Consider the following 22,420-nt stretch of genomic DNA (forward strand, 5'->3'; position numbering starts at 1 on the left):
GCCGGGCCGGGTCAGGGCTCGGTGCGCAGCAGACCGGCGTCGCGCAGCTCGTCGACCCAGATGTCCAGGTCGGCACGGGCGTTGGCGGGCTCCGTGCCCCACAGTGACGCCAGCATGCGGGCGGCGGCGCCCACGTCACCGTCGTGCTGGCGCAGCGCCAGCCACATCGCCGTGCCCACGGGACCGCACCGCACCTGGCGGCCCGGGGCCGCCGGCTCCGGCACCACGTCGAGGCGCCCGTGCACGTCGACGCTGACGCTCAGCCCGGGCACCGGTCGCACACGCACACGCACCTCCATCCCGCCGGCGGCCCACGGCTCTCACGGTCGACGGTTTCGTACGCGGCGGCGTACACCGGAAAAACAAATGCCGCCCGGGGCGCCTTGGGCGGCGAGAGCACCGAATCCATCGTGGTGCTTGCGGTCACGGGTGGCAACTGTTCCGGACCCCCTACAGGGTGGTGCGCGAGCGACCGCGACGTAGGGGTGTGCTGCGCGTTTCACCACTGCGCCCCCGAGCGCCGGGGGTGGGCGAACGGTTTCGGCCGAATGCATTTCCCGAAATGCGGGGGGAATTGGCCGAATGCCGTCGGAAGGGTGTTCGCGGTGGCATTGGAAGGCCCGGTGGGAATTCGCCCGGAGGCCACCGAGTTTCACCCGTTCTCCAACACTTCTCCACTCGGCGCGAGCATCCTCTCCGGAACAGATGCACGGGACGACGAGCCACCCGGAAGGACGTCCGTCATGGTGCCGACGCTGACCGAGCCCCTCAGCGGGGCGCTGCACGAACTGCTGAGCGCCCGCTGCCTCCAGGAGCGCAACAAGGAACTCGCCCTCGCGCTGGTCGCGGCGGGCAACCGGGGCGAGGTGAACCGCCTCACCCGCCACTGGGCGGGCGCCGCCGGCCCGGGGGAGCGGTCGCTGCCCGACGGGCTCCGGCTGACCTGCGAGAGCGTCCTCGCCGACGGCGACGGTGTCGCGCTGCGCCTGACCGCGCGGGCCGGACGCGCCGTCTGGGCGCTCCTCGCCGAGCTGCGCTTCGACGCGGCGGGCCGGGTCGCGGACTTCCACGATGTGCTGGTGTCCCGGGCGGCCGTACGCTGAGGCGGTGCGCTCCGGCCCGGCCGCACCGGTTCTCGAGCCGGCCTCTTGCGGATCTCCGGTGCCGCGCGACACGGTCGTGGCCCGGGCCGCCGTACGGGAGGAGGGCGTCCCATGACGACAGTGTCCAGACGGATCCGGATGGCCCGCACCGTGCCGGTGGCCGTCGGGCGGGCGGGGCTATTACGGCGTAATAGGGCGGGCCTATTACGCCGTAATGGGGGAGCGGGGCTAACCGCCGTCTCCGGTGCGCCCGTTGTGGTCGACGGCGGCGGTGACACGGCCGTGCTGTTCGCGGCGGGACGAGGGGTGTGCCCGGCCATGGCACGGGCCCTGTACGGGACGTTCCCCGTGTTCCGCGGGGAGTTCGACGCGGTGTGCCGGGTGGTCGACGGGCGGCTGCCGCTGCCGCTGGCCGCCGTCGTGTTCGCCCCGGAGGGCGGGGTCGACGCCCGGCTGCTGCGCCGGGCCGGGTTCGGCGGGGCCGCGCTCTTGGCCTACCAGGTGGCGCTGTACCGCCTGTGGCGGGACTGGGGTGTGCGGGTCGGCGCGGTCGCCGGTGACGGCACCGGCGCCGTCACCGCGGCGTACGTCGCGGGAACGGTCGGCCTCGACGAGGCCGTACGGCGGGTCGTGGCGGACCGCCGGCCGCGCGAGAACGCCGGGGCCCACGCCGAACGGGCCCTGCGCGCCGCCGGATTCCACCGGGTCCTGCTCTGCGGGCCGCGTCCCGAGGACACCGCGACCGTGGGCCACGTCCCCGCGCTCCTCGCCGCCCTCTCCGGCCTCCAGCTCAGCGGCGACCCCCTCGACTGGGACCAACTGCGGCGCTTCCGGGACGAGATGGTCCTCGGCGGGTGAGCACCGGCCCGCCCCGGCCGGACGAGCGCAGGTCGGGGACGGTTCGGGGTCCGCTGGAGAAAGCGGTGGGTGCCGGCGCGGCCGCACTACGGTGGCGGAGGCGAGTGTGAGGAGGCCGCCATGAAGGAACGGCATGCCGCCCTGCACGTACTGCCGCCGGTGGCCGGGCCGCAGGAGCAGGAGAGCGAGCCCTGGCAGGCCGCCGACCGGGGGCGTCAGGTGCGTGTCCATGTGGTCGGCGCCGACCCGCTGGCCCGCGTCGGCATCAGGACGCTGCTGACCGGCCGGCCGGGCATCCGGGTCACCGGCGAGAGCGCGCCCGGCCCGCTCGTCGCCGCCGCCCTGCGCGCGCAGGCCCCGCACGTCCTCGTCGTCCACGGGCCGCTGACCGGCGAACAGCGGGCGTTCTGGGCCGAGCGGGCGGCCGACGAGGTGAAGGTGATCGTGCTCGGCGGAGCGGAGCCGGCCGATGTCCCCGCGGGCGTCCACGGTCAGTTGCCCGGTACGGCGACCGCGGGGCAGCTCGCCTCCGCCGTCGTCCTCGCGGCGGCCGGGTACGCCTTCGCCCCCGCGACGGCCGAGCGGACCCGGCCCGCGCCCCGCGTCTCCGGCGTCGGCCCCGACGAACTCACCGGCCGCGAGCGCGAGGTGCTGGAACTGCTGGCCTGCGGCCTGTCCAACGGGGAGATCGCCGAGTCGCTCACCCTCTCCCCGCACACCGTCAAGACGCATGTGCAGAACATGCTGCACAAGCTGTGCCTGCCCAGTCGTGTGCACGCGGCCATCTATGCCTTCGAGACCGGCGTACGGCGGCCGCCCCGCTGAGCGGCGGCGGTGCGGCGGCGGTCATCCGGTCCGCGAGGGGGGAGGGGGAGGGGATGAGGGGCGACCGGTTCACCGGCGTGTGCGCGGTGCTCGATCCGGAGCGGGGTGAACGGTACGCCCTGGAACTGCACGGCCCGCTGGACGTCGCCGTGTTCCACCGCGCCCTGCACCGCATCGCCGAGAGCCACCCCGGCCGGCGCCTCGCCCCGCCCCGGCTGCTGCGGCACGGCCCGGGCCGGCACACTGTCGAACTCCCCGCCGACGAGGCCGGATCGGCGCCGTACCCGGTCGGTCTGCTCACCGACCTGCTCACCGCCCGGCCGGACCCGGTGGCGGGCGGCCGGCCCGGGCCCGGGCCGGCCGGCGGAGCGGGTGCGCGGCCCTGCGGGACACTGCCTCGCACCCAGCCGGTCACCCCCTTGCAGCAGGTACGGCTCGCCGACGCCCTGGCCCGCCCGGACCACCACGTCGAGCAACTCGTCTGGCGCTGGTACGGGCCGTTGGACACGACCCGCTTCACGGCGGCCTGGCAGGCCGTCGCCGACCGCGAGAGCGTGCTGCGCACCGCGTTCGTCTGGGACCCGCGCCCGCGTGCCGTCGTCTTCGACCACGGATTCCCGGACGTGGCCCGCCACGACTGCGGTAGCACCGCCGGCCGTGCCGCCCTGCGCGCCCGCGAACGCGCCCGCCCCTTCGACCTGCGACGCCCCGGACTGCTGCGGGTGGCTCTGTTGGAGGGGCCGGTACGGGGGCGGGGTGATGCGGGCGGTGGCGCGGCGGGTGTGGTCGACGGGCCGGCCGAATGGGCCGGGCAGGGGCGTACAGCGGGGCCGGGGCCGGCGGGCGGATGGTTCGAGCGGTCGGTGGACGGGTGGCGCGAGGGGGCGGCCGGCGCGGGGCCAGGTGGTGGCGTGGGGCCGGATGGTGGCGCGGGGCCGGATGGTGGCGTGGGGCCGGATGGTGGCGTGGGAGCGGGTGGTGGCGGGGGGCCCGGTGGTGGCGCGGGGGTCTGTACCGACGTACTGATCACCTACCACCGTGCGCTGCTGGACAGCTGGAGCGTCCGGCTGCTGATGCGGGAGTGCTGCCGCGCCTATCTCGCGGGCGGGATGCTGCCCGGCGGTGAGCGCCGGCCCGACCTCGGGGACTGTGCCCGGTGGCTGGCTGGACGCGATCTCGGACCGGCCCGCGACTTCTGGGGGCGGGGCACCCGGCCGGCGCCCGGTGCCGGGCCGCCCGCCCCGTTGGGCAGCGGCGGCACCGGTCTGTACCGCACCGCGCTGTCCCCGGCCGAGACCGCGCTGCTGGCCCGCTGGGCGGCCCACTGGGGCGTCGCGGAGAGCAGCGTGCTCCAGGCGGTGTGGGCGATGCTGCTGTACCGGGCGTCCGGTGCGGCACCCGGCGCCGCCGCCGTCGGCTTCGGGCTGGGCTTTCCGGGCCGGGGGCTCCTCTTGGAGGGCATCGAGGGCACACCGGGGCCGTTCGAGAACGCGCTGCCGATGTCCGTCGTCCTCGACCCGGCGCTCACCGTGCCGGGGCTGCTGCGTGAACTGCGCGACCGGGCCGTGGACATGGCCGCGTACGAGTGGGTCGCGGGCGCGGACTCCGGCGGGGGCGGCGCACCCGGGCCCCGGGCCGGTGGCCTGCTCGCCTTCGACTGCGGTCCGCGCCCGCAGGTCGCGTTCGGCGACGCGCTCGCCGCGCAGGGCCTACGGGTCGAGGAACAGGAGGTCGCCGGGGCGCTGACCGGGTACGCCGTCGGGGTCCGCGCCGGTCATGACGCCCGCCGCGGGCTGGCCCTTACCTGCGCGTACGACCGGGACGTCGTCGACGGCGGCGCCGCCCGCGTACTGCTGGCGCAGACCGCGCGGCTGCTGCGCCTGCTGCCGCGCCGGGCGGGCGCGACGACCACGGTCGGGGACGCGCTGGAGTGGCTGTCCGGCGCCGTCGTGCCCCGGGTGCCCGAAGGCGCCGGTTCCGGCGCGGGCCGGCCGGCGCCGCCGCTGGTGCCGCTGCGCCCGGCGGCGGTGGACTCGGCGGCCACCGTGTGCCTGGTCGACGTACCCGGGGCACCGCGCACCGGACACTGGGAACTGGTACGGCACTATCTGGGGCCGGAGGCGCTGACCGCGCTGCGGCTCACCGCCGCCGAGGGCGGCCCGCGGGCCGCCGCGGCCCTCGGTGCCCTGGCCCGTTCCGGCACCCGGCTCGTCCTCGGCGGCTACTCCGGTGCCGGGGCCCTCGCCTGCGAGCTGGCCCGCCGGGTCGCCGCGCACGACGTACCCCCACCGCTCGTCGTGATCGGCGGCGGCCCGGACGACCCGGACGGTGCCCGGCACCTGGCCCATGCGCTGCGGGCGGCGTGTGCCTGACGCCGAACCGGTCAGTCAACTCGCCTTCGTGGCCGGTGTGTTCGCCGCCCGGTCCTGGTTGTGGCGGGCGAAGGCCCGTACCGCGGTCCAGGCGGCGGCCGCGACGCCCGCCAGGGAGGTCGCCGAGGCGAGGCCGGCCAGCAGGCGGGCCTCCGCCCCGGTGAGGGGGTCGGTGACGGGGTGCTTGATCGGGGTATGTGTCATGATCGCCTCTTGGGCCAGCCGATGTCGTCGTCGGACGGTGCTCGTCGCCTCGTTCCCGGTCGGCCGGAGCGACCCTCGCGGGCTGCGCGGCGTGCAGGAAGCGAGTGCTTCATGAACGACTCCCGTGAATGTGACGGAGACAGCTCCCGTGAACGCGACGGGACAGCGTCGGGCGCCGCCGACTTGACACTTGAGATGCTGCCCGGATCCGTTCGAGACTCGCTTGAGGAACGCATGAAGATCTCGTGAGATCCGCACGAGACTCAAGGCACGGCGCCTGGCAAAACATTGCCCGGGTGTTGCCCACCGCCCTACGGTTGTCGCGGCTGACGGAGGCCCGCCCGACCTGCCCCGTGGCCCATCCGTCCGCGCGTCCCAGGGGAATGGTCACATGCTGCAACAGCCCGCGTTCGGCCGCCGACTGAGGAAACTGCGCCAGGCCAAGGGGCTGTCTCAGTCCGCGCTGGCCGGTGACGGCATGTCCACCGGATACCTCTCCCGTCTGGAGTCCGGGGCCCGCCAGCCCACCGAGCGCGCCGTCGCCCACCTCGCCGAACGGCTCGGCCTGGAACCGGCCGACTTCGAGGAACCCGCGGGCGGTTCACTCGCCCACGCGCTGTCGCTGGTCGCCTCCACCGGATCCGACGACGCCCTCGAAACGCTGCGCGAGGCGCTGGCGGCCGAGGCGCACGAGGCGCCCGTGCTGCGCTGGCAGGCGCTGTGGCAGCTGGCCCGGCAGCGGCGCGTGCAGGGCGACCACGTCGGTGAGCGGGAGTACCTGGAGGAACTGGTCCGGCTCGGCGACGAGGTCGGGCTGACCGAGCTGAGGGTGCGCGGGCTGACCCGGCTCGCCCGCTGTCTGCGGTCCCTGGGTGAGATCCCCGCGGCCCTCGACGCCGCCATCACCGCCCACCACCTCGCCCGGGACTCCGAGCTCGGCGTGGAGGACCGCTCCGCCGTGCTGCTCGCGCTGGTGTCGGTGGAGGCCGAGGCCGGCCGGATGCCGGACGCCCGGGCGCACGCCGACGAGCTGACCGTGCTGGTCAAGGGGCGGTCGGACGCGCTGTGGGCGGAGGCGATGTGGACCGCGGCCGCCGTGCTGCTGCGGCAGGGCGACAACGCGGCCGCGCAGGCCTGCCTCGAGGAGGCACTGGAGAAGTTCAGCAGCAACGAGGACCTGGTGCTGTGGCTGCGGCTCCGGCTCGCGGCCGGGCGGCTGCACCTCCAGAAGTTCCCGCCGGACCCCGAGGCCGCCGAGCGGTGCGTCACGGCCGCCGAGCCGGCCCTCGCCTTCGTCAGCACGCCGGGTCTGCGGCAGGAACTGACCGCGCTCAAGGCCGACCTCGCCTTCCTCACCGCACGGTACGACGACGCCCGGGTCCTGCTCGGCGAACTCGCCCTGGAGGAACCGCGGATGACCTACCGCGACCGGGTCCGGCTGGACATCCTGCGCCACCAGCTGCGCATCCTGTCCGGCGACGAGGGCGGCGTCCAGGGGCTGCGCGCCCTCGCGGAACAGGCGCAGGCGGACGCCAACATCGACCTCGCGGCGGAGGTCTGGCGGATCCTCGCCGAGGCGCTGGCCCAGTCGCAGCTCCAGCGAACCTCCACCCCGTCTGGAGCGCCCGGGTCCATGCTCGGGGGCCCGGCACCCATGCAGACGGAGGGGCGCGTATGAAGCACACCCGGACAGCGGCGGGCCTCGCGGTGGGGGCACCCGGCTGTCGCCGCGGACGGTGGGCCGCAGCGTGCTGAACGCGACCGTCGACAGCATGCCCCCGTGCTGAGGGGGCGGCGACCGTGACCGGCGGCGCCGTACCGGACGACGGCACCGCACCGGCCGCGTGGTGCCCGAGCGGTGCCGCGCACGCACCCGAGTCCGTGGTGCTGGGCGTACGGGCCGGAGTCGACGGCCGGGTGACCTACCTGGCCGACCCGGTGCCGGCCGCCGAGGTCCTCGACCAGATCCCGGCCGACATCGAGCCGCGGCGGGTACTGCGGTTCGCCTCGCACTGCGTCGCCGAATGCGTCAACCGCCGCGGCGACGACTGCACCCTCATCGAACGGGTCGTGGCCGCCAGTCCGGCGGGGGGCTCCGGCCCCGTCCCGCAGTGCCACCTCCGCGCCGACTGCAAGTGGTGGGCCCAGGCGGGCGTGGACGCCTGCCGCCACTGCCCCGCCGTCTCCACCCGCCACCACACAGATGACGAACCGGCCATTCTGGTCGCCGACCCGGACACCACCCTGGCCGAGACCGACGCCCGGTTCGCACACAGCGCGTGAACCCTGCCGGGGGCCCGGCCGGAGAGTGCTCGGGGCCGGTCACCTGTGAATTGGCGCGCGTGGTGGCTGTGACGGGGCTTTTCATGGGGCGGACGGGTGTCGGCATGCCGCCGCGGCCGCGACGGTGACCAGGGCTGCGCCGGTCGGCGGGGTGGCGTGGCCGGGGACAGCCGGGGGTGCGCGCGGCGCGTGTGATTCGGCGGGCCTTCGTCGGCGGGAGGACTTGCGGGCCCGGTCACGTGTGAGCCCCGACGCGGTGTGCGTTGTGGGGCCCGGCGGCCGGCGGCCGGCGGGCGGGGGAGAGCCGGCCGGACCAGGGCTGTTCACCGCGGTACCGGCTCCGTCACGGGGGGACCGGGGACAGGGGACGGCTGCCCCGTGGTCAGGTCGCGGATCTGGCGGCTGCACAGGGCTGCCGCCGTCGCCGCCAGGACCAGGGCCGCGCCGGCCAGCAGGGTGGTGTGCACGCCCAGGCGGGCGGCGACGGGGCCCGCGGCCATTTCGCCCAGGGGGAGGGCGACGAACGAGCCCAGGGCGTCGTAGGCGTAGACGCGGGCCAGGCGGTCCTCGGGGATGTTCTCCTGGAGGGAGACGTCCCAGGCCACGCCGAACTGTTCCAGCGCGGCGCCGTTGACGAACATGGCGACGCCCAGGAGCAGGGCGTTCGGGGCCCCGGCGAGCACCACCAGGGGTACGGACTCCAGCACCACCAGCGCCACGCCGAGCAGCAGCGCGTGCCGGACGCGGGAGCGGGCTGCGACGACTCCGCCGGCCACCGCGCCCGTCATCTGGGCGGCCAGCACCGCGCCCCACAGGCCCCGGCCGAAGGTGTCGTCGGCGACGACCGGGCCGAGTACCTGCACACCGCCCGCGATCACCGCGTTGACCACCATGAACTGGAGGACGACGATCCACACCCAGCCGCGGGAGGTGAACTCCCGCCAGCCCTCCCGCAGTTCATGCAGAGGACGGGCCCGTTCGGTGGGCTTCCCGCCGTCCGCCGGGGCCGTCGTCACGCCGAAGAAGCACAGGGCCGCGCCGCAGAACGCCACCGCGTTGCCGGCCAGCCCCCACCCGGGGCCGAACACGGCCGCGACCACACCGGCCAGTGACGAGCCCGCGATGGCACCGAGGTTGATGCCCATCCGCAGCACCGCGTTGGCGGGGCGGATCAGGTCGGCCGGCACCGTCTGCGGGGTGAGCGCCGCCGAGGCCGGCAGGGACAGCGCGGCGAGCGCGCCGTTGAGGGCGCTGAGCAGCACCAGCAGCGGGACCGAGGCCACGTCCAGGAGCACGCTCGCGGCGATGGCGGCCTGCACCGCGGCTGCCGCCAGCGCCGAGCCCTGGAGCACCAGCGTGCGCCGCACCCGGTCGGCGACCACCCCGCCGACCAGCAGCAGCGCCACGTTGGCCAGCGAGCGCGCGCCGACCACCAGACCCAGGTCCGTGGTGGACCCGGTGGCGTCCAGCACCGCGAAGGCCAGGGCGACCGGCGCCATCGCGTTGGCGAAGTACACCAGCAGCCGCCCGCCCGCCAGCAGCCGGAAGGACCGGTGCCGCAGCGGCGCCCAGGGACCTCCCCCGGAGCCCTCCGTCCCGCCCTGCTCGCCGTGCGCCGCCCCTGAGTCGGTCATGCCCCCGTACGCTCCCCTGCTCGCGTGTCCCGCGTGATCCCCGCAGTATCGGCCGCGTGCAGCGTGAAGTGCACGCGGGTTATGACGCGGTCTCCTCGGGACTCTCGTCGACCTTCAGCTCGAAGTGCCGCAGCACTGTGCGCATCCGTTGCTCGACCTCGTCGGCGGTGGCGCCCTCGACATGGACGTGGCCGATGGAGGCGTGGGAGGCGCGCGGTGGGTCGAGTACGTCGCCGGGTGCCGCGGTCAGGTGGGCGCCGATCACGCCGGGCAGCCGCATCAGTTCCTCCTCGGAGCTGATGTGGACGACACGGCCGGGCGCGGTCGGCAGCAGCAGGTCGCCGACGGCGCGGTCACGGGTGTACTCGGGCAGCGGCACCCGGTCGAGGTAGGTGTCGAGGATGACGCGCAGGAAGTCGAACCCGAAGGCGAGGCCGTGGTTCATCGGCACCTCGCAGCCGCTGAGCCGGGCCGCGACCTCGCCCATCACGAACTCGCCGTCGTCGGTGAGGAAGAACCCGCCGTGCAGGTAGCCGTAGGGGATGCGCAGTCCGTCGGTGAGCCCCTGAGCCAGCTCGCGGGCGTCGACGGGGATGTCCTCGCTGGGCGCGTAGGTGATGTCGGCGTTGATCTTTCCGTCCAGGACCTCCAGGATCGGCACCGGGTTCTTCGACAGGTACGCGTCCAGGACCACACCGCGGGAGACGACCGCGCACAGCTGGAACTCCTGTCCCCTGACGTACTCCTCGACCATCCACTCCAGACCGGGGTCGAGCGGCGGAACGTCCGCCAGGCCGTCCGGGGAGTCGATGCGGTAGGTGCCGACGCAGGAGTCGGAGTCGACCGGCTTGAGGACCACCGGCCAGCCGTGCTCCTCGCCGAAGCCGGACACGTCCGACAGGGTGTGCACCGGCCGGTATGCGGCGTGCGGGATGGCGAGTTCGGCGTACCGGTCCTTCATCGTCATCTTGTTGCGGACCCAGCCGACCTGTTCCTCGCTCAGGTGCGGCAGGCCCACCAGGGCGGCGAAGCGCTGGGCTGCGGCCTGTAGCGCCTCGTTGGGGTTGCAGAAGTGCGCCGGCCTGGGCAGGCCCTCGGTCCCCTTCATCCAGCGCAGGTAGCGGGCGGCCTCGTCCTGAAGGGGCGCCGAGGTGTCCAGGGTGAACGTCGGCACGTGCGCGGTGCGGGCGACGTACTCCTCGCTCAGCGGTACGGAGTCGAAGCGCAGGAGTACGACGTCGACGTCGTCGCGGGCCAGGACGTGGTCGGTGAAGGTGGCCCGGCCGCTCTCGACGAGCAGGACGGCGGGGCGGACGGGCGGGGTGGGGACGGCGCTCATGGTCGTACTCCTGTCAGGGCCGGGGCGGGTGCGGGGGTCCGTGCGGGTGCGGAGGTCCGTGCGGGTGCGTTGGGGGGCACCCGGCCTTCGGCCGGGTCTGGGGTTCCCACCCGCACCACCCGTGCTGATTCGTGGTCGGGTGCGGGTGGCCCCTGTGGGGCGTTCTCGCCGTCGGCGGCCGCTGGTCAGAACGGGTCGTTCAGCTGCTCGTTGATGTGGTCCAGGCAGAGTTCGTAGAGGTCCTCGGGGTGGGCCTCGTACCAGCCCTCGGGGGTGGGGGCCGCGGCGGGCCACAGGGCGTGGTGGTTGGTGGCGTCGGCGAGAACCACGAAGGTGGCGAACTCGTCGGCGAACGGGTCGTCGTCCGCCGGGCGGTCCAGCACCCGGAGGCCGTCGGCGTCGAGGCGGGCGGCGCGGCCGGTGCGCCACATGCGGGCGGTGGTGCCGTCGGGCCCGCCGAACGGGTCGGGCAGGAAGCGCTCGCCGGTCGCCCCGGGCGACGCGGCGTAGCCCTGGGCCACGCCCGCGCCCGCGATGTAAAGGGAGCCGGTCTCACCGGGGGCGACGGGCCGCAGCCGGGCGTCGAGGACGTAGGCGCGGTAGCCGGGGGCCGGCCGGGCGGGGCCGCCCGGGACCTGCTCGACGACGAGCCGGCCCTCGGCCCAGCCGCCGCTCACGGTCAGCTCGGCGCCCTCGGAGCGGGCCAGCGCCACCAGCGCGGACAGCTCGTCGTCGGCGCCGCCCAGCACCACCCGGGCGTCCTCCTGCCGCAGCCAGCCCAGCACCTCGTGCGGCACCGCCTGGGCGAGGGAGCCGTCCGGCACGTGCACCCGGGCTCCGGAGACCAGCGCGCCCAGCAGACCGAGCGCGGCGTCCCCGTCCGGGTAGCCGTGCACCAGCCAGGCGGCGTCCGCCCGTGCGGCCAGGGTGGCCGCGGCGACCGCCGCGGCGCCGATCAGCACCGTGCCGTCCTCGCCGGGCACCAGCAGCACCGGGTCGTCCGCCTCGACCGGCCGGGTCCGGTCGGCGTCGGTCAGCGGCCAGTGCCCGGCCGACGGCAGCAGGTCGGCGCTCTGGTCGCGGACCAGCCGGGCCGCGCCCGGCACGGCCGGCAGCAGCAGGTCGGCCGTCTCGTCGAGCAGCATCACCACCGGCCGCAGCGACTCCGCCAGGTCCAGAGACGGATCGACCGGCAGCAGCCCGGCGCCGGTCTTGGCGACGGCGAGCGCGGCCACCGCGAACCCGGTGGGCGAGGACAGCGCGGTGAGCACCGAGGTGCCCGGGCCCGCCTCGTGTTCGAGGAGGGCGTGCGCCAGCAGGTCGGAGCGGGCGTCGAGCTGGGCGTAGTCCAGACCGGCCAGCGCGGGCGCCTCGGGCGTGCGGGCCACCTGGGCGGCGAACAGGGCGGCCACGTCCTGCGCGGGCAGCGGAACGTCGGCGCCCGCCCACACGCCGCTCTCGGCGGCGGCCGGGCCGGGCAGCAGCCGCAGCCGGCTCAGCGCGGTCGCCGGGTCGTCCAGGGCGGCGTCCAGTACGGCGGTGAGCTGGCCGGTGAGGGAGGCGGCGGCCGCCTCGCCGACCGTCTCGTGCCGGTAGGCGGTCATGAGGGTGATGCCCGCGGGCGCTCCCGTCCCGGTCTGCCGCTCGGTCAGGGTCAGGCCCAGGTCGGCGGCGGGCAGCGGGAGTTCGGGCTGCTCCGGCTCGACGGTGAGCCCGGCCGCCTCGAACCGTCCGACGGCCTCCTGGAGCACGGTCAGCGCGATCCCGCCGCCCGGCAGCGCCAGGGCCGCCTCGCCGTCCCGGTAGGCGGCGAGGTCCGCCTCCCGGACCCGGGCGAGCAGTTCGCCGAACGCCGGGTCGCCGGAGGTGTCCACCGACAGGGCCAGCACCCGGGCGAAGGGGCCGACCGCACCGCGCAGCCCGGCGCTGTCCCGGGCCGGGACCGGTGCGGCCACCGTGACCTCGCCGCTCGCGCCGAGGCGGGCCAGCAGGGCCGCCAGCGCGGTGTGCACCACCATGAACAGGGTGCTGCCGTGCCCGGCCGCGAACCGGGTGAGCCGCTCGTGCAGTTCGTCGCCCAGCTCCACCTCGAGGGTGCCGTAACTGGCGTCGCCGGTCCGCGGGGCACCGCCCGGCAGCTCGGTGGGCGGCAGGTCGCCGAAGATCGCACGGGGCGCCGCCTCCAGCCCGGCCGGGGCGCGGCGCGGGGTGCCGCCGGTGGCCCGGGCCCCGTAGGCCTGGGCGAGTTCGGCTGCCAGCGGCAGGTGCGACCACAGGTCGACGGAGGTGGCGGGCAGCGCCAGGTCGAGCAGATGGTCGTCGGCGGACAGGGTGCGCAGCCGGGTGCCGGCCGAGCCCAGCCGGGAGTTGCGCAGCGCCTCGTGGCGCCGGCCGAGGTCCTCCAGGGCCAGCTCCAGGGCCCGCTGGTCCAGTGCGCCGCGCAGCCTCAGCGGCAGCACCGCGCTGTCCCCGCCGGCCTCGCCGGGCCCGGTGGCGGCGGCGGGTGTGTCGCCGACGAGGGCGGCGAACGCGGCCGGGGTCGGCGCCTCGTACAGCGCGCGGCCGCCCGGGTCGGCGCCCAGCGTCTCGCGGGCCCGGGACAGCAGCCGGGCCGCGGCCAGCGAGTGACCGCCGATGCGGAAGAAGTCGGAGTCGGCGTGCACCTCGCGCCGGGGCAGGCCCACCGCCTCGGCGAACAGGTCGCGGACGATCTCCTGGATGGGCGTGCCCGGTTCGGTGCCGGGCAGGTCGGCGGTGCGGGCGGGTGCGGGCAGCGCCTTGCGGTCGACCTTGCCGTTGGCGTTCAGCGGCAGCGCGTCCAGGGTCATCAGCGCCGAGGGGATCATGTAGTCGGGCAGCCGCTCCTGGAGGTGGCCGCGCAGGACGACCTCCAGGTCGACGGTGCGGTCGAACGTGGTCGGCGTGTTGGCGCAGGCCTCGACGGGGGCGGCCGGTGCCGCGTACACGCCGGTCAGGGGGCCCGCGGAGACCAGGTCCGGGTCGATGAAGACGATGTCGAGGAGTTCGGCGCCCTCGCCCGACCAGGTGGGCAGGGCCCGGTAGCCGAGGCGCTCACCGGCCGCGCACAGGGTCTCCGCGTCGGGGGCGGCGATGTCCTGGGCGGCCAGGTCGATGCTCTCCAGCGGGTTGTCCAGGGCCTGCATCGCGGCGTGCTCGTCGTGCACGCGGCGGTTGGGCACGCCGGCCAGGCGCAGCGCGGCGGGGTGGTGGGCGTGCAGGTGGTCCTCGGCCTCGGCGACGGAGGAGATGTCGTGGCCCCAGCGGGCGGTGGGCGCGCCGGTCAGGTCGGCCACCGGCTCGCCGGTGGACAGGACGGCCTCGTAGCGGTAGCGGGTCAGCTCGTTGTGGTGGGCGCCCCGCTTGGCGCGTACGTCCACCGCGCGCACCGCGGGCAGTTCGCGGGCGAGGGCGGCGAACAGGGCTGGGGAGAGCAGGAGTTCGGTCTCCATGGCCACGCGCTGGTCGATCGAGCGGCGCAGCGCGTCGCGGCTCTTGTCCGCCGCGCCCGGCTGGGCCAGTTCGATGCCGGTCTGGAAGCAGCGGGCCAGGTCGAGGTTGCGCAGGTCGCCCAGGAGCAGTGAGCCGCCCGGGGCGAGCAGCGGCAGCGCCCGTTCGATCACGGTGCGCAGGTAGGTGAGGCCGGGGAAGTACTGGATCACCGAGTTGACGACGATCGCGTCGAAGTGGCCCCGGGGCAGCCCGGTGGTGTCGTCGGCGCCCTGGCAGCTGAGGCGGACCTTGTCACGCAGGACGGAGTCGGCCCCGGTCCGGGCGGAGAGCGCGGCGACGACGGAGGCGGAGAAGTCGGTCGCCCAGTACTCCTGGACCTCCTCCTCGCGGGCCAGGTGGCCCATCAGCAGGCCGGTGCCCACGCCGATCTCCAGGACGCGGCGCCTCGGCAGCTCGCGGATCCGCTCCAGGGTGGCCTCCTGCCACTCCCGCATGTGTTCGCGGGGGATCGGCAGGGCGTCGTAACTGCTGTTCCAGCCGGCGAAGTCGGTGCCCAGGTCGGCCGCGTCGGCGGCGTCGGCGGCGTCGGCGGCGTCGGCGGCGTTGGCGTAGAGCGCCTCGTAGATCTCCTTCCACTCGGTGATCTGCGCGTCCTGGTCGGCGGCGCCGGCGGCCGGAGCGGCGGGCACCACATGGGCCACGAGCCGCTTGTCGCCGTCCTCCGTCTCGTGCAGGGACACCGCGGCGGCGGACACGCCCGGGTGGGCGGTCAGCACCGACTCGATCTCGCCCAGCTCGATGCGGAAGCCGCGCAGTTTGACCTGGTCGTCGACCCGGCCCATGAACTCCAGCGCGCCGTCCGCGCGCAGCAGCACCAGGTCGCCGGTGCGGTAGATCGGGCCGCCGCCGCCGGTGAACCGGTCCTCGACGAAGCGCCGCGCGGTCAGTTCGGGCCGGTCCAGGTAGCCGGTGGCGAGTCCTGGCCCGCCGAGCAGCAGTTCGCCGGTGCCGCCGGGGGCGACGGGGGTGCCGTCGGGGCCGGTGACGACGGCGGTGGTGGCGCCGATCGGACGGCCGATGGGGATCGTGCGGTCGCCCTCGGCGGGCTCGGCGACCTCGTGCCAGGTGGCGAACGTGGTCGCCTCCGTCGGCCCGTACACGTGCAGCAGCCGTTCGGGCGCCCCGGCCGCGAACACCTCGCGCACCCGGCGCGGATCGCAGGCCTCGCCGCCGAACAGCACGGTCCGCAGCGGGGCGAAGGCGGCCGGCCGCTCGCGGGCGATCAGGTTGAACAGCGCGGTCGTCAGGAAGATCACCGAGATGCCGTGCTCGCGGACCGCCTTCTCGAAGCGGCCCGGGTCGACGACCGTGTCCTTGGCCAGGCCGACCAGGCGGGCGCCGGCGGTGAGCGTCGTCCACACCTCGAAGGTGATGGCGTCGAAGGCGGGGGTGGCGGCCTGGGCGACCACGTCGTCGGGGCCCAGCCGCAGGTAGTCGTGCGACTGTACGAAGTCCAGCACGGCCCGGTGGGGTACGACGACGCCCTTGGGTGTGCCGGTGGTCCCGGAGGTGTAGCAGACGTAGACGGCGTCGTCCGGGCCGGTCGTCTCCTCGGGCAGCGCGTCGGAGCGGGCGGCGATCTCGGCGGCCTCGGTGTCGACGGCGACCACGGTCGCGCCCAGCCCCGTGTACTCCGCCGCGTCGGCGCCCTCGGTCAGTACGGCGCGGGCCGCGCTGTCGCGGACGATCAGCCGGCGGTGCTCGGCCGGGTCGGCCGGGTCGACCGGGACGTAGGCCGCGCCGGCCCGCACGATCCCGAGGAAGGCGGTCACCATGTCCGGGCCCGGCCTGAGCGAGGTCACCACCCGGTCGCCGCGTCCCACGCCGTGGGCCCGCAGATGGCCGGCGAGACGGTTCGCGGCGCGGCTCAGCTCCCGGTAGGTGAGGGACACGTCGTCGCCGTCGGCGCATCCGGCGTGTACGGCCTGTCCGGCGTATCCGGCGTATCCGGGGTAGACGACCGCCGTCGCGTCGGGCCGTGCGTGGACTTGCTGCTCGATGAGGCCGGAGATGGACATCAGCACTCGCTCCTTACGACAGCCTTCCGGCTTGGCAAAACCTTGCCTTGAGCTTGGCAACCGTGTCCTGAGGCTGTGTCTTGGAGCGGTCGAGTCGCGGTGGAGTCGCTGATGGGAGGGGGTGGTTCTGTGCCAAATGGAGGGGGTGGAGTTGCCAGGGTGAGCCACCGGGCCGATGCCTCACAGAAGGAGTAGCGCCCTGGGTATACCGCGCGGGATACTGCGGGTATGGCTGAAACCACTGTCAAGGTCGACACCCGCACCAGGGACGCCCTCCAGGCCCTGGCCGCCGCCGCGGGGCTGTCCGTGAAGGCGTACCTCGCCAAGGTGGCCGAGGAGAAGGAGCAGGAGCGGGCCATGCAGACGGCCACCGCCGCCTTCCGGCGCGTGATCGAGGAGCCCGGTGTCATGGAGGCCTTCGACGCCGAGTTCGGAGGGCTGCCGCCCGTCGCGCACCGCACCCCGCGGGCGGCCTGATCCGTGAGCGATCCCGTCGTCCACGTCGACTACCGGTGGTTCCTGGAACGCCAGGAAGAGATCCTCCGGGACGACCTGACCGTCAACGACTTCTCCGTGCTCGTCGGCATGGCCCAGCGGCACCGGGTCGATCCCCCACGGCACGACCAGCACCACCCCGACGCCTTCTGGCGGGCCGCCGTCCTCCTCGAGGAGTGCGTGCTGCTACGCCCGCTCCCCGCCCGCAACGAGCTCTTCGGCTACGGCGTCGCCATCGCCTATCTCGAGGCCTCGGGGCAGCGCGTGAGCACGAAGTTCGAGCTGTGGCGCGATCTGATCCACGACATCCGTTCCCTGCACCTGGACTCGTACGGCATCGCGGAACGGATCCGGTCCTGGCACACGGCGTGATCCCTCGGACGAGGGCGCCGGGGCTGTCCGCCGGCCCGGCCGGGAGGCCCGGCCCGCGCTGGACGCGGGTCGCGGGTTCTGGTCAGCCGGTTGTCGGGGTGCTGTGCGCCAGGTGCGGCAAGGGGCCGGCGGGCAAGGCGGTGGTCAGGGCGGTCGGGAGGCCTGCGCGGCCCGGGACGCCCAGTTTTCGGTAGGTGCGGGTCAGGTGCTGTTCGACCGTGCTCACCGTGAGGTGGAGGCGCGCGGCGATGTGGCGGTTGGTCAGGCCCTGGGCGGCGAGCGCGGCGACACGGCGTTCGGAGGGGCTCAGGGGCAGGGGGCCGGGGGCCGGGAAGCGCTCGGAGACGGGGAGCAGCTCGTCGCGCAGGGCCGTCGCGCCCATCTGCTGGGCCAGGTTCCAGGCGGCCCGCAGGGTGGCGGTGGCCTGGGAGGGGCAGCCGTCCGCGTGGAGGGCATGGCCGAGGTCGGCCAGGGCCCGGGCGGTCTCCAGCCGGGCTCCGCTGCGGCGCAGCTGGTCGACGGCCTGGCGGAGCAGCGCGGTGCGCTCGCCGGGGTCGCCGGTCGCGGCCAGCATGCGCAGGGTCTGGCCGCGTACCCAGGGGCGTCGTGCGTCGGGCAGGGCGAGCTGCTCCTCGGTCAGGGCGCGCGCCTGCCGGACCTTGCCCAGCCGCAGCAGGGCCTGGGCCGCGTCGGTGCGCCAGGGCAGGCAGGCCGGCCGGTCCGCCCGCCACAGCTGGAGCAGGCGGCCGATCCGGCGGAAGTCGGCGAGCGCGGTGTGCGGCTGGCCGAGGGCCAGGTGGTGCAGCCCCCGGGCACGCAGATACCGCAGGCCGTGCAGACTCGTCAGCACCCGCCGGGTGACCGGGTACTGGACGTGGCGGGCGGCCTCGTCGTACCGGCCCAGGACGCCGTACGCCTGGACGAGCACCGCAGTCGGGGCGTAGCGGAACGTTCCGTCACCGCCCGGGGGCAGCACCTCCAGCGCCTCGAGCGCGTGTTCGCGGGCCCCCCGCACGTCGCCCACCCCGAGCAGCGCCTCGGCGTGCAGCGTCCCGAAGACCGCCCGGCGGCCGGGCGCCCGGCTCGCCTCCGCCTCCTCCAGCAGCCGGCGGCTGGCGGGCACGGCGCGCTCGGGACGCTCGCAGTGCAGCAGTGTGCGCACCGCCAGGACGAGCGGGGCGAGGGTGGCGTCCGTCAGCGGCGTCGACCGCACCAGCGTCTCCGCGGCCGCCGGCCGGGTGTCGAGCACCGCGTCCCAGGCGGCCGGGCCGTCGTCGGTCCCGCGCGACAGCCCGGCCGCGTCCGGCACCCGGCCCTGCGCCAGCAGCATCCCGGCCAGCTCCCGCGTGAGCTCGGTGTCGGGCCGGGGCGTACGGTGCCCCGTCACCAGCGCGGTCAGCCGGTGCCCGGCGGCGTCCGGGTCGCGGCGTGCGGCGAGCTGCGCGAGCCGCACGGCCAGGGCGGAGCGCGCCACATCCTCGGGGCAGATGCCGTGGGCGAGTTCGAGGAGGCGTTCGGCCTGGTCGGTGCGCCGGCTGCCGCGGTGGTCCGTCAGAAGGCGCTCCGCGGTGTCCGCGAGCAGCGCGAAGTCCCCGGGGCGGACCGGTGCGCGTACGCCGTCCGCCAAGGGCGCGAGCAGGTGGTCGGCCACCACGCCGGCGGGGGCGCCCGCCCCGCGCAGCACCCGGGCGGCCCGCCGGTGCAGGTCCGCGCGGGTCCGGGGGGAGGCGTGCGCGAGGACGGCGGCCGGGACGGCAGGGTGCCGGAAGCGGAGGCCGTCGAGGAGGCCGCAGGCGCGCAGCGCGGCCAGGCCGGGGGCGGCGGTCTCGGGGTGGAGCATGCGGGCGACCAGCGGCTCGGCCGCCTCCTCCGCCAGGATCGCCACCGAGCGGGCGGTGACCGCGGCGGCCGGGCCGCTGCGGTGCAGACAGGCGGTGACGGCTTCGGCGAACGGGCCGTCCGGGGCGGGCGCCGACGGCGGTGACGCGGTGGCGGCGCCGTCCTCCTCCAGCAGGGCGCGCAGCAGGAGCGGATTGCCGCCGGTGACGCGGTGCAGCTCCGCCGCCGTCCGGCCCGGACGGCCCGTCGCCGTCCGGGCCGTCGCCGTCCGGGCCGTCTCGTCCGGGGAGAGAAGGCCGAGCCGGATCCGGCGGAAGTGCGGCTGACGTGTCAACTCCGGTGCGAAGAGGTCCTGTTGGGCCTCGGCGTACGAGGAGATGGTCGCGACCAGCAGTACGGGAGCCGGGCGGGCGTGCCGTACCAGGTGGCGGAGGTGGTGCAGGGACTGCGCGTCCGCGTGCTGCACGTCGTCCAGGCAGAGCACCACCGGCCCGTCGAGCGCGAGGTCGCACAGCTCCGCGCAGAACGCCCGCATCGCCTCCTCGGACGGGATCGCGGCGGCCTCGCCGGCCGTCCGTGGCAGCGCGAACACCGGTGCGCTGCCGACCAGTTGGCGCAGGACACCGAGCGGCACCCGGCGTTCGGCCGCGGTGGCGACGGCGGTGAGGACGAGTGCTCCGGTGGCGGCGGCACGTTCGGCCACGGTGTCCAGGAGGTGGCTCTTGCCGCAGCCGGCGGCGCCCTCGATCAGTACCACCCGGGAACGGCCCACCGCACACGTGGCGAGGACCGTCTCCAGAGCACCGGAAACCGATGCTCTGTCCGCCTCCGTCATGAGTCCGCCCTTCGCCGCAGCCGCGCTGGTCGGGGCCAGGATCGAAGCAGCACCTCTAAGAGGGGTGGAGCGGGGGCGGAGGTGGACACCGGCCGGGCTCCCCTCGAGGCGGCTCGCGGCCCGGCCGCTCGAGCGCCGCTGGAGCGCACATTGCCAACTCCCCGTGATTCCAGGCAATCTCTTGCCAAGTACTCGGCAATTCATTGCCCGAACCGCACGGGGGAGGCCCCGGATGATTCACCTGAACCCTGCCGGACTGGGCCGGATGCCCGCCGCCGTACGTGCGGTCCTCACCGAATGGACGCGCCACGAGGACCGGTACGGACCCCACGAGCTGGAGGAGCACCTCGACGACGTCGTCCACCGGGAGATCCACGAACGTCTCGGCGCCCTGCTGGGCGCGCCGGCCGGCGCCACCGCCCTGTTCACCGGGGCCGCCGACGCGTTCGCCACCCTCGTGCCGCGCCTGCCGCTCGGCCCGCGGGACCGCATCTGGACGACCCCCTACGAGAGCGCCGCCAACCTCACCACCCTCTTCGCCCTGCGCGACCGCACCCGCTGCGGGCTCGACGTCGTACCGCTGCGCCCGGACGGCGACCTGGACCTGGAGTGGATGGCCAGGCACATCGACGACGACGTGGCCCTGGTCTCCGTGGCGTACGTCCCGGCCGGCTGCGGCATCGTCAACCCGGTCGAGGACATCGGGCGCATCCTCGCCCCCTACCGCTGCCTGTACGCCGTCGACGCCTCGTACGCCGTCGGCCAGCTGCCCGTGGACGTCGCCCGGATCGGCTGCCATCTGCTCACCGGGGACGGCTGGCGGTTCCTGCGCGGGCCGCAGTCCGTCGGCTTCGCCTACGCGGCACCGAAGCTGCGGCAGTCCCTGGCGCCGTACGGCGTCGAACCGCGCGTACCGCCGCACGGCGCGGCGGTCGCGGCACTGAACGCCGCCCTGGGCGAGCACGCCGCGACGGCCGGGTACGAGGACCGCTTCCCCGGCCTGCGCGCCGCCGTCGAGGACGCGCCCGGAACCGAACTGATCACCCCCGGGCGGATCCAGTCCGGCATCCTCACCTTCCGGCACGAGGAACTGACCGCCGCGCTGGTGCGCCGGCAGCTCGCGGCCCGTGGCGTCGTCGTGTGGAAGACGGTCGCGCAGGAGACCCCGCTGTACCTGCCCGGGCGCGGCGTCACCACCGCCGTCCGGGCCTCCGTCCACCACGACAACTCGCCCCAGGACATCGCACGGTTCGGCGAGGCGCTGCGGGAGGTACTGGACCTGCGGCGGCACCGCCCGGTCCCCGTGGGCGCGCGCATCCTGCCGGCCCCGGGTGTCCCGGTGACGCGCATCCCGGGGCCGCGCCGGCGACCGGCCGGGCGGCACCTGGCACTGGTGCCGAACGGGCCCGTGGACACCAGCCGACTCGAGCCCCCGGCGTGAGCGGCCACAGCCGTCGCGGAGCGGCGCCGGGGGCCCGGTGGAGCCGACGAAAGTCAGGGGATTTCCGCAGGTTTGCCCCCGTCCATGCTGGGGTCCGGAGGTCCGTCAACAGGGGTCGGGTGGCATTATGGTGGGTAATTTCCGGCCCACATACTGGGTCGCATGGCGAACCCCCCAGTGCTCACGGAGCAGTCACCGCCGTCCCTTCGGGAATCCGGGAGTGACTTCTCCCGCCTGGCGCGCAGAATGGCCGACGCGGGGCTCATGGCCCGGCGCCCCCTCTACTACACCTCGCGGTTCACGGCGGTGGCCCTCGCACTCGTCGGGTGCTGCACGGCGTTCGCCGTACTCGGCGACAGCTGGCTGCAACTGCTCGTCGCCGTCGGGCTGGCCGTGGTCTTCGGGCAACTCGGGCTCGCGGCCCATGACCTGGCCCACCGGCAGGTGTTCACCCGCCGCCGCCCCGCCGAGACCGGCGGGCTCATAGCCGCGAACGCGCTGCTCGGCATGAGCTACGGCTGGTGGATGAACAAGCACACCCGGCACCACGCCAACCCCAACCACGAGGAGAAGGACCCCGACGTCGCGCCCCACCTCCTGGTGTGGTCGCGCCGGCAGGCGCGCGTCGCCCGGGGACTCCCCGCGTTCGTCGGCCGTCACCAGGCCGCCCTCTTCTTCCCGATGCTCACGCTCGAGGGCTTCAACCTCAGCGTCGGCAGCTTCCGGGCCCTGTCCACCTCGGCGGTGAAACGGCCCGTCCTCGAGGGCACCCTGCTTGTCGCCCACTTCGCCGTCTACTTCGGCGCGGTCTTCACCGCCCTCCCGCCCGGCAAGGCGTGCGCCTTCGTCGCCGTGCACATGGGCCTGTTCGGCATCTACCTCGGCTCGGTGTTCGCCCCCAACCACAAGGGCATGCTGATGGTCACCGAGGGCCAGGAGCTGGACTTCCTGCGCCGCCAGGTGCTCACCTCGCGCAATGTGCGCGGCGGCTTCCTCGTCGACGCCTTCATGGGCGGCCTCAACTACCAGATAGAGCACCACCTGTTCCCCAGCATGCCCACCCCCGCCCTGCGGCGCGCCCAGCGCATCACCGAGCGGTACTGCGCCGAACTGGCCATCCCTTACCACCAGACGGGCCTGCTCGCCTCCCACCGCGAGGCCCTGCGCCACCTCAGGAGCGTCGGAGAACCGCTGCGGGCCCGACGCCGCTGACGGCGACGCCGGTCGAGGCCGGGGAAGCAAGGCCGAGGACGGCCGCCCCGTGCTCGCGG

The 22,420-nt window shown here is 75.2% G+C and carries 16 protein-coding genes; 10 read left to right on the forward strand and 6 right to left on the reverse strand.

What is annotated here, in order from left to right; all coding sequences use genetic code 11:
* Window positions 1–11 precede the first annotated feature (11 nt).
* Window positions 12–287 carry a PqqD family protein gene (locus tag ACWGJM_RS22500; RefSeq protein ID WP_453413456.1) on the reverse strand — a complete coding sequence of 92 codons (276 nt, stop codon included), beginning with the start codon at window positions 285–287 and terminating at the stop codon, window positions 12–14.
* Window positions 288–743: 456 nt separating this feature from the next.
* Between ACWGJM_RS22500 and ACWGJM_RS22505 the strand changes: the two genes are divergently transcribed.
* The 4 genes from ACWGJM_RS22505 (at window position 744) to ACWGJM_RS22520 (ending at window position 5,158) form a co-directional block, all read left to right on the forward strand.
* A complete protein-coding gene (locus tag ACWGJM_RS22505) occupies window positions 744–1,103 on the forward strand; it encodes a hypothetical protein (protein WP_453413457.1) in 360 nt (119 codons plus the stop codon).
* 318 nt (window positions 1,104–1,421) lie between these two features.
* Window positions 1,422–1,961: an acyltransferase domain-containing protein gene (locus ACWGJM_RS22510; protein WP_453413458.1), complete on the forward strand. Its 540-nt coding sequence runs from the start codon at window positions 1,422–1,424 to the stop codon at window positions 1,959–1,961.
* Window positions 1,962–2,081: 120 nt separating this feature from the next.
* Entirely contained in the window at window positions 2,082–2,786 is a 705-nt protein-coding gene (locus ACWGJM_RS22515; RefSeq protein WP_453413459.1) for a response regulator transcription factor, read from the forward strand.
* Window positions 2,787–2,839: 53 nt separating this feature from the next.
* Window positions 2,840–5,158, forward strand: coding sequence for a condensation domain-containing protein (locus ACWGJM_RS22520; RefSeq protein WP_453413460.1), 2,319 nt, complete (start codon window positions 2,840–2,842; stop codon window positions 5,156–5,158).
* Between the two features lie 15 nt (window positions 5,159–5,173).
* Here the strand turns inward: ACWGJM_RS22520 and ACWGJM_RS22525 are convergent, their stop codons facing one another.
* On the reverse strand, window positions 5,174–5,362 hold the full coding sequence (locus ACWGJM_RS22525) for a hypothetical protein (protein ID WP_453413461.1): 189 nt from the start codon (window positions 5,360–5,362) through the stop codon (window positions 5,174–5,176).
* A 391-nt stretch (window positions 5,363–5,753) separates the two neighbouring features.
* Between ACWGJM_RS22525 and ACWGJM_RS22530 the strand changes: the two genes are divergently transcribed.
* Window positions 5,754–7,040, forward strand: coding sequence for a helix-turn-helix domain-containing protein (locus ACWGJM_RS22530; RefSeq protein ID WP_453413462.1), 1,287 nt, complete (start codon window positions 5,754–5,756; stop codon window positions 7,038–7,040).
* A 122-nt stretch (window positions 7,041–7,162) separates the two neighbouring features.
* Entirely contained in the window at window positions 7,163–7,645 is a 483-nt protein-coding gene (locus tag ACWGJM_RS22535; protein ID WP_453413463.1) for a hypothetical protein, read from the forward strand.
* Between the two features lie 323 nt (window positions 7,646–7,968).
* On the opposite strand, the gene ACWGJM_RS22540 is transcribed toward ACWGJM_RS22535, so the two are convergent.
* The 3 genes from ACWGJM_RS22540 to ACWGJM_RS22550 form a co-directional block, all read right to left on the reverse strand.
* Window positions 7,969–9,279, reverse strand: coding sequence for an MFS transporter (locus tag ACWGJM_RS22540; RefSeq protein WP_453413464.1), 1,311 nt, complete (start codon window positions 9,277–9,279; stop codon window positions 7,969–7,971).
* A 79-nt stretch (window positions 9,280–9,358) separates the two neighbouring features.
* Window positions 9,359–10,618 carry an ATP-grasp domain-containing protein gene (locus ACWGJM_RS22545; protein ID WP_453413465.1) on the reverse strand — a complete coding sequence of 420 codons (1,260 nt, stop codon included), beginning with the start codon at window positions 10,616–10,618 and terminating at the stop codon, window positions 9,359–9,361.
* 185 nt (window positions 10,619–10,803) lie between these two features.
* Window positions 10,804–16,167 carry an amino acid adenylation domain-containing protein gene (locus ACWGJM_RS22550; protein WP_453413466.1) on the reverse strand — a complete coding sequence of 1,788 codons (5,364 nt, stop codon included), beginning with the start codon at window positions 16,165–16,167 and terminating at the stop codon, window positions 10,804–10,806.
* Window positions 16,168–16,395: 228 nt separating this feature from the next.
* Between ACWGJM_RS22550 and ACWGJM_RS22555 the strand changes: the two genes are divergently transcribed.
* Window positions 16,396–16,644, forward strand: coding sequence for an antitoxin MazE7 (locus ACWGJM_RS22555; protein ID WP_453413467.1), 249 nt, complete (start codon window positions 16,396–16,398; stop codon window positions 16,642–16,644).
* Window positions 16,645–16,647: 3 nt separating this feature from the next.
* Window positions 16,648–17,034, forward strand: coding sequence for a toxin Doc (locus ACWGJM_RS22560; protein WP_453413468.1), 387 nt, complete (start codon window positions 16,648–16,650; stop codon window positions 17,032–17,034).
* Window positions 17,035–17,116: 82 nt separating this feature from the next.
* Here the strand turns inward: ACWGJM_RS22560 and ACWGJM_RS22565 are convergent, their stop codons facing one another.
* Window positions 17,117–19,708: an AAA family ATPase gene (locus ACWGJM_RS22565; RefSeq protein WP_453413469.1), complete on the reverse strand. Its 2,592-nt coding sequence runs from the start codon at window positions 19,706–19,708 to the stop codon at window positions 17,117–17,119.
* Between the two features lie 232 nt (window positions 19,709–19,940).
* Between ACWGJM_RS22565 and ACWGJM_RS22570 the strand changes: the two genes are divergently transcribed.
* Window positions 19,941–21,149, forward strand: a complete 1,209-nt coding sequence (locus ACWGJM_RS22570; RefSeq protein WP_453413470.1) for an aminotransferase class V-fold PLP-dependent enzyme — start codon at window positions 19,941–19,943, stop codon at window positions 21,147–21,149.
* 162 nt (window positions 21,150–21,311) lie between these two features.
* Complete coding sequence (locus tag ACWGJM_RS22575; protein ID WP_453413471.1) at window positions 21,312–22,361, forward strand: fatty acid desaturase family protein; 1,050 nt, start codon at window positions 21,312–21,314, stop codon at window positions 22,359–22,361.
* Window positions 22,362–22,420: the final 59 nt, after the last annotated feature.

The sequence above is a fragment of the Streptomyces sp. NPDC054834 genome (assembly GCF_053611185.1).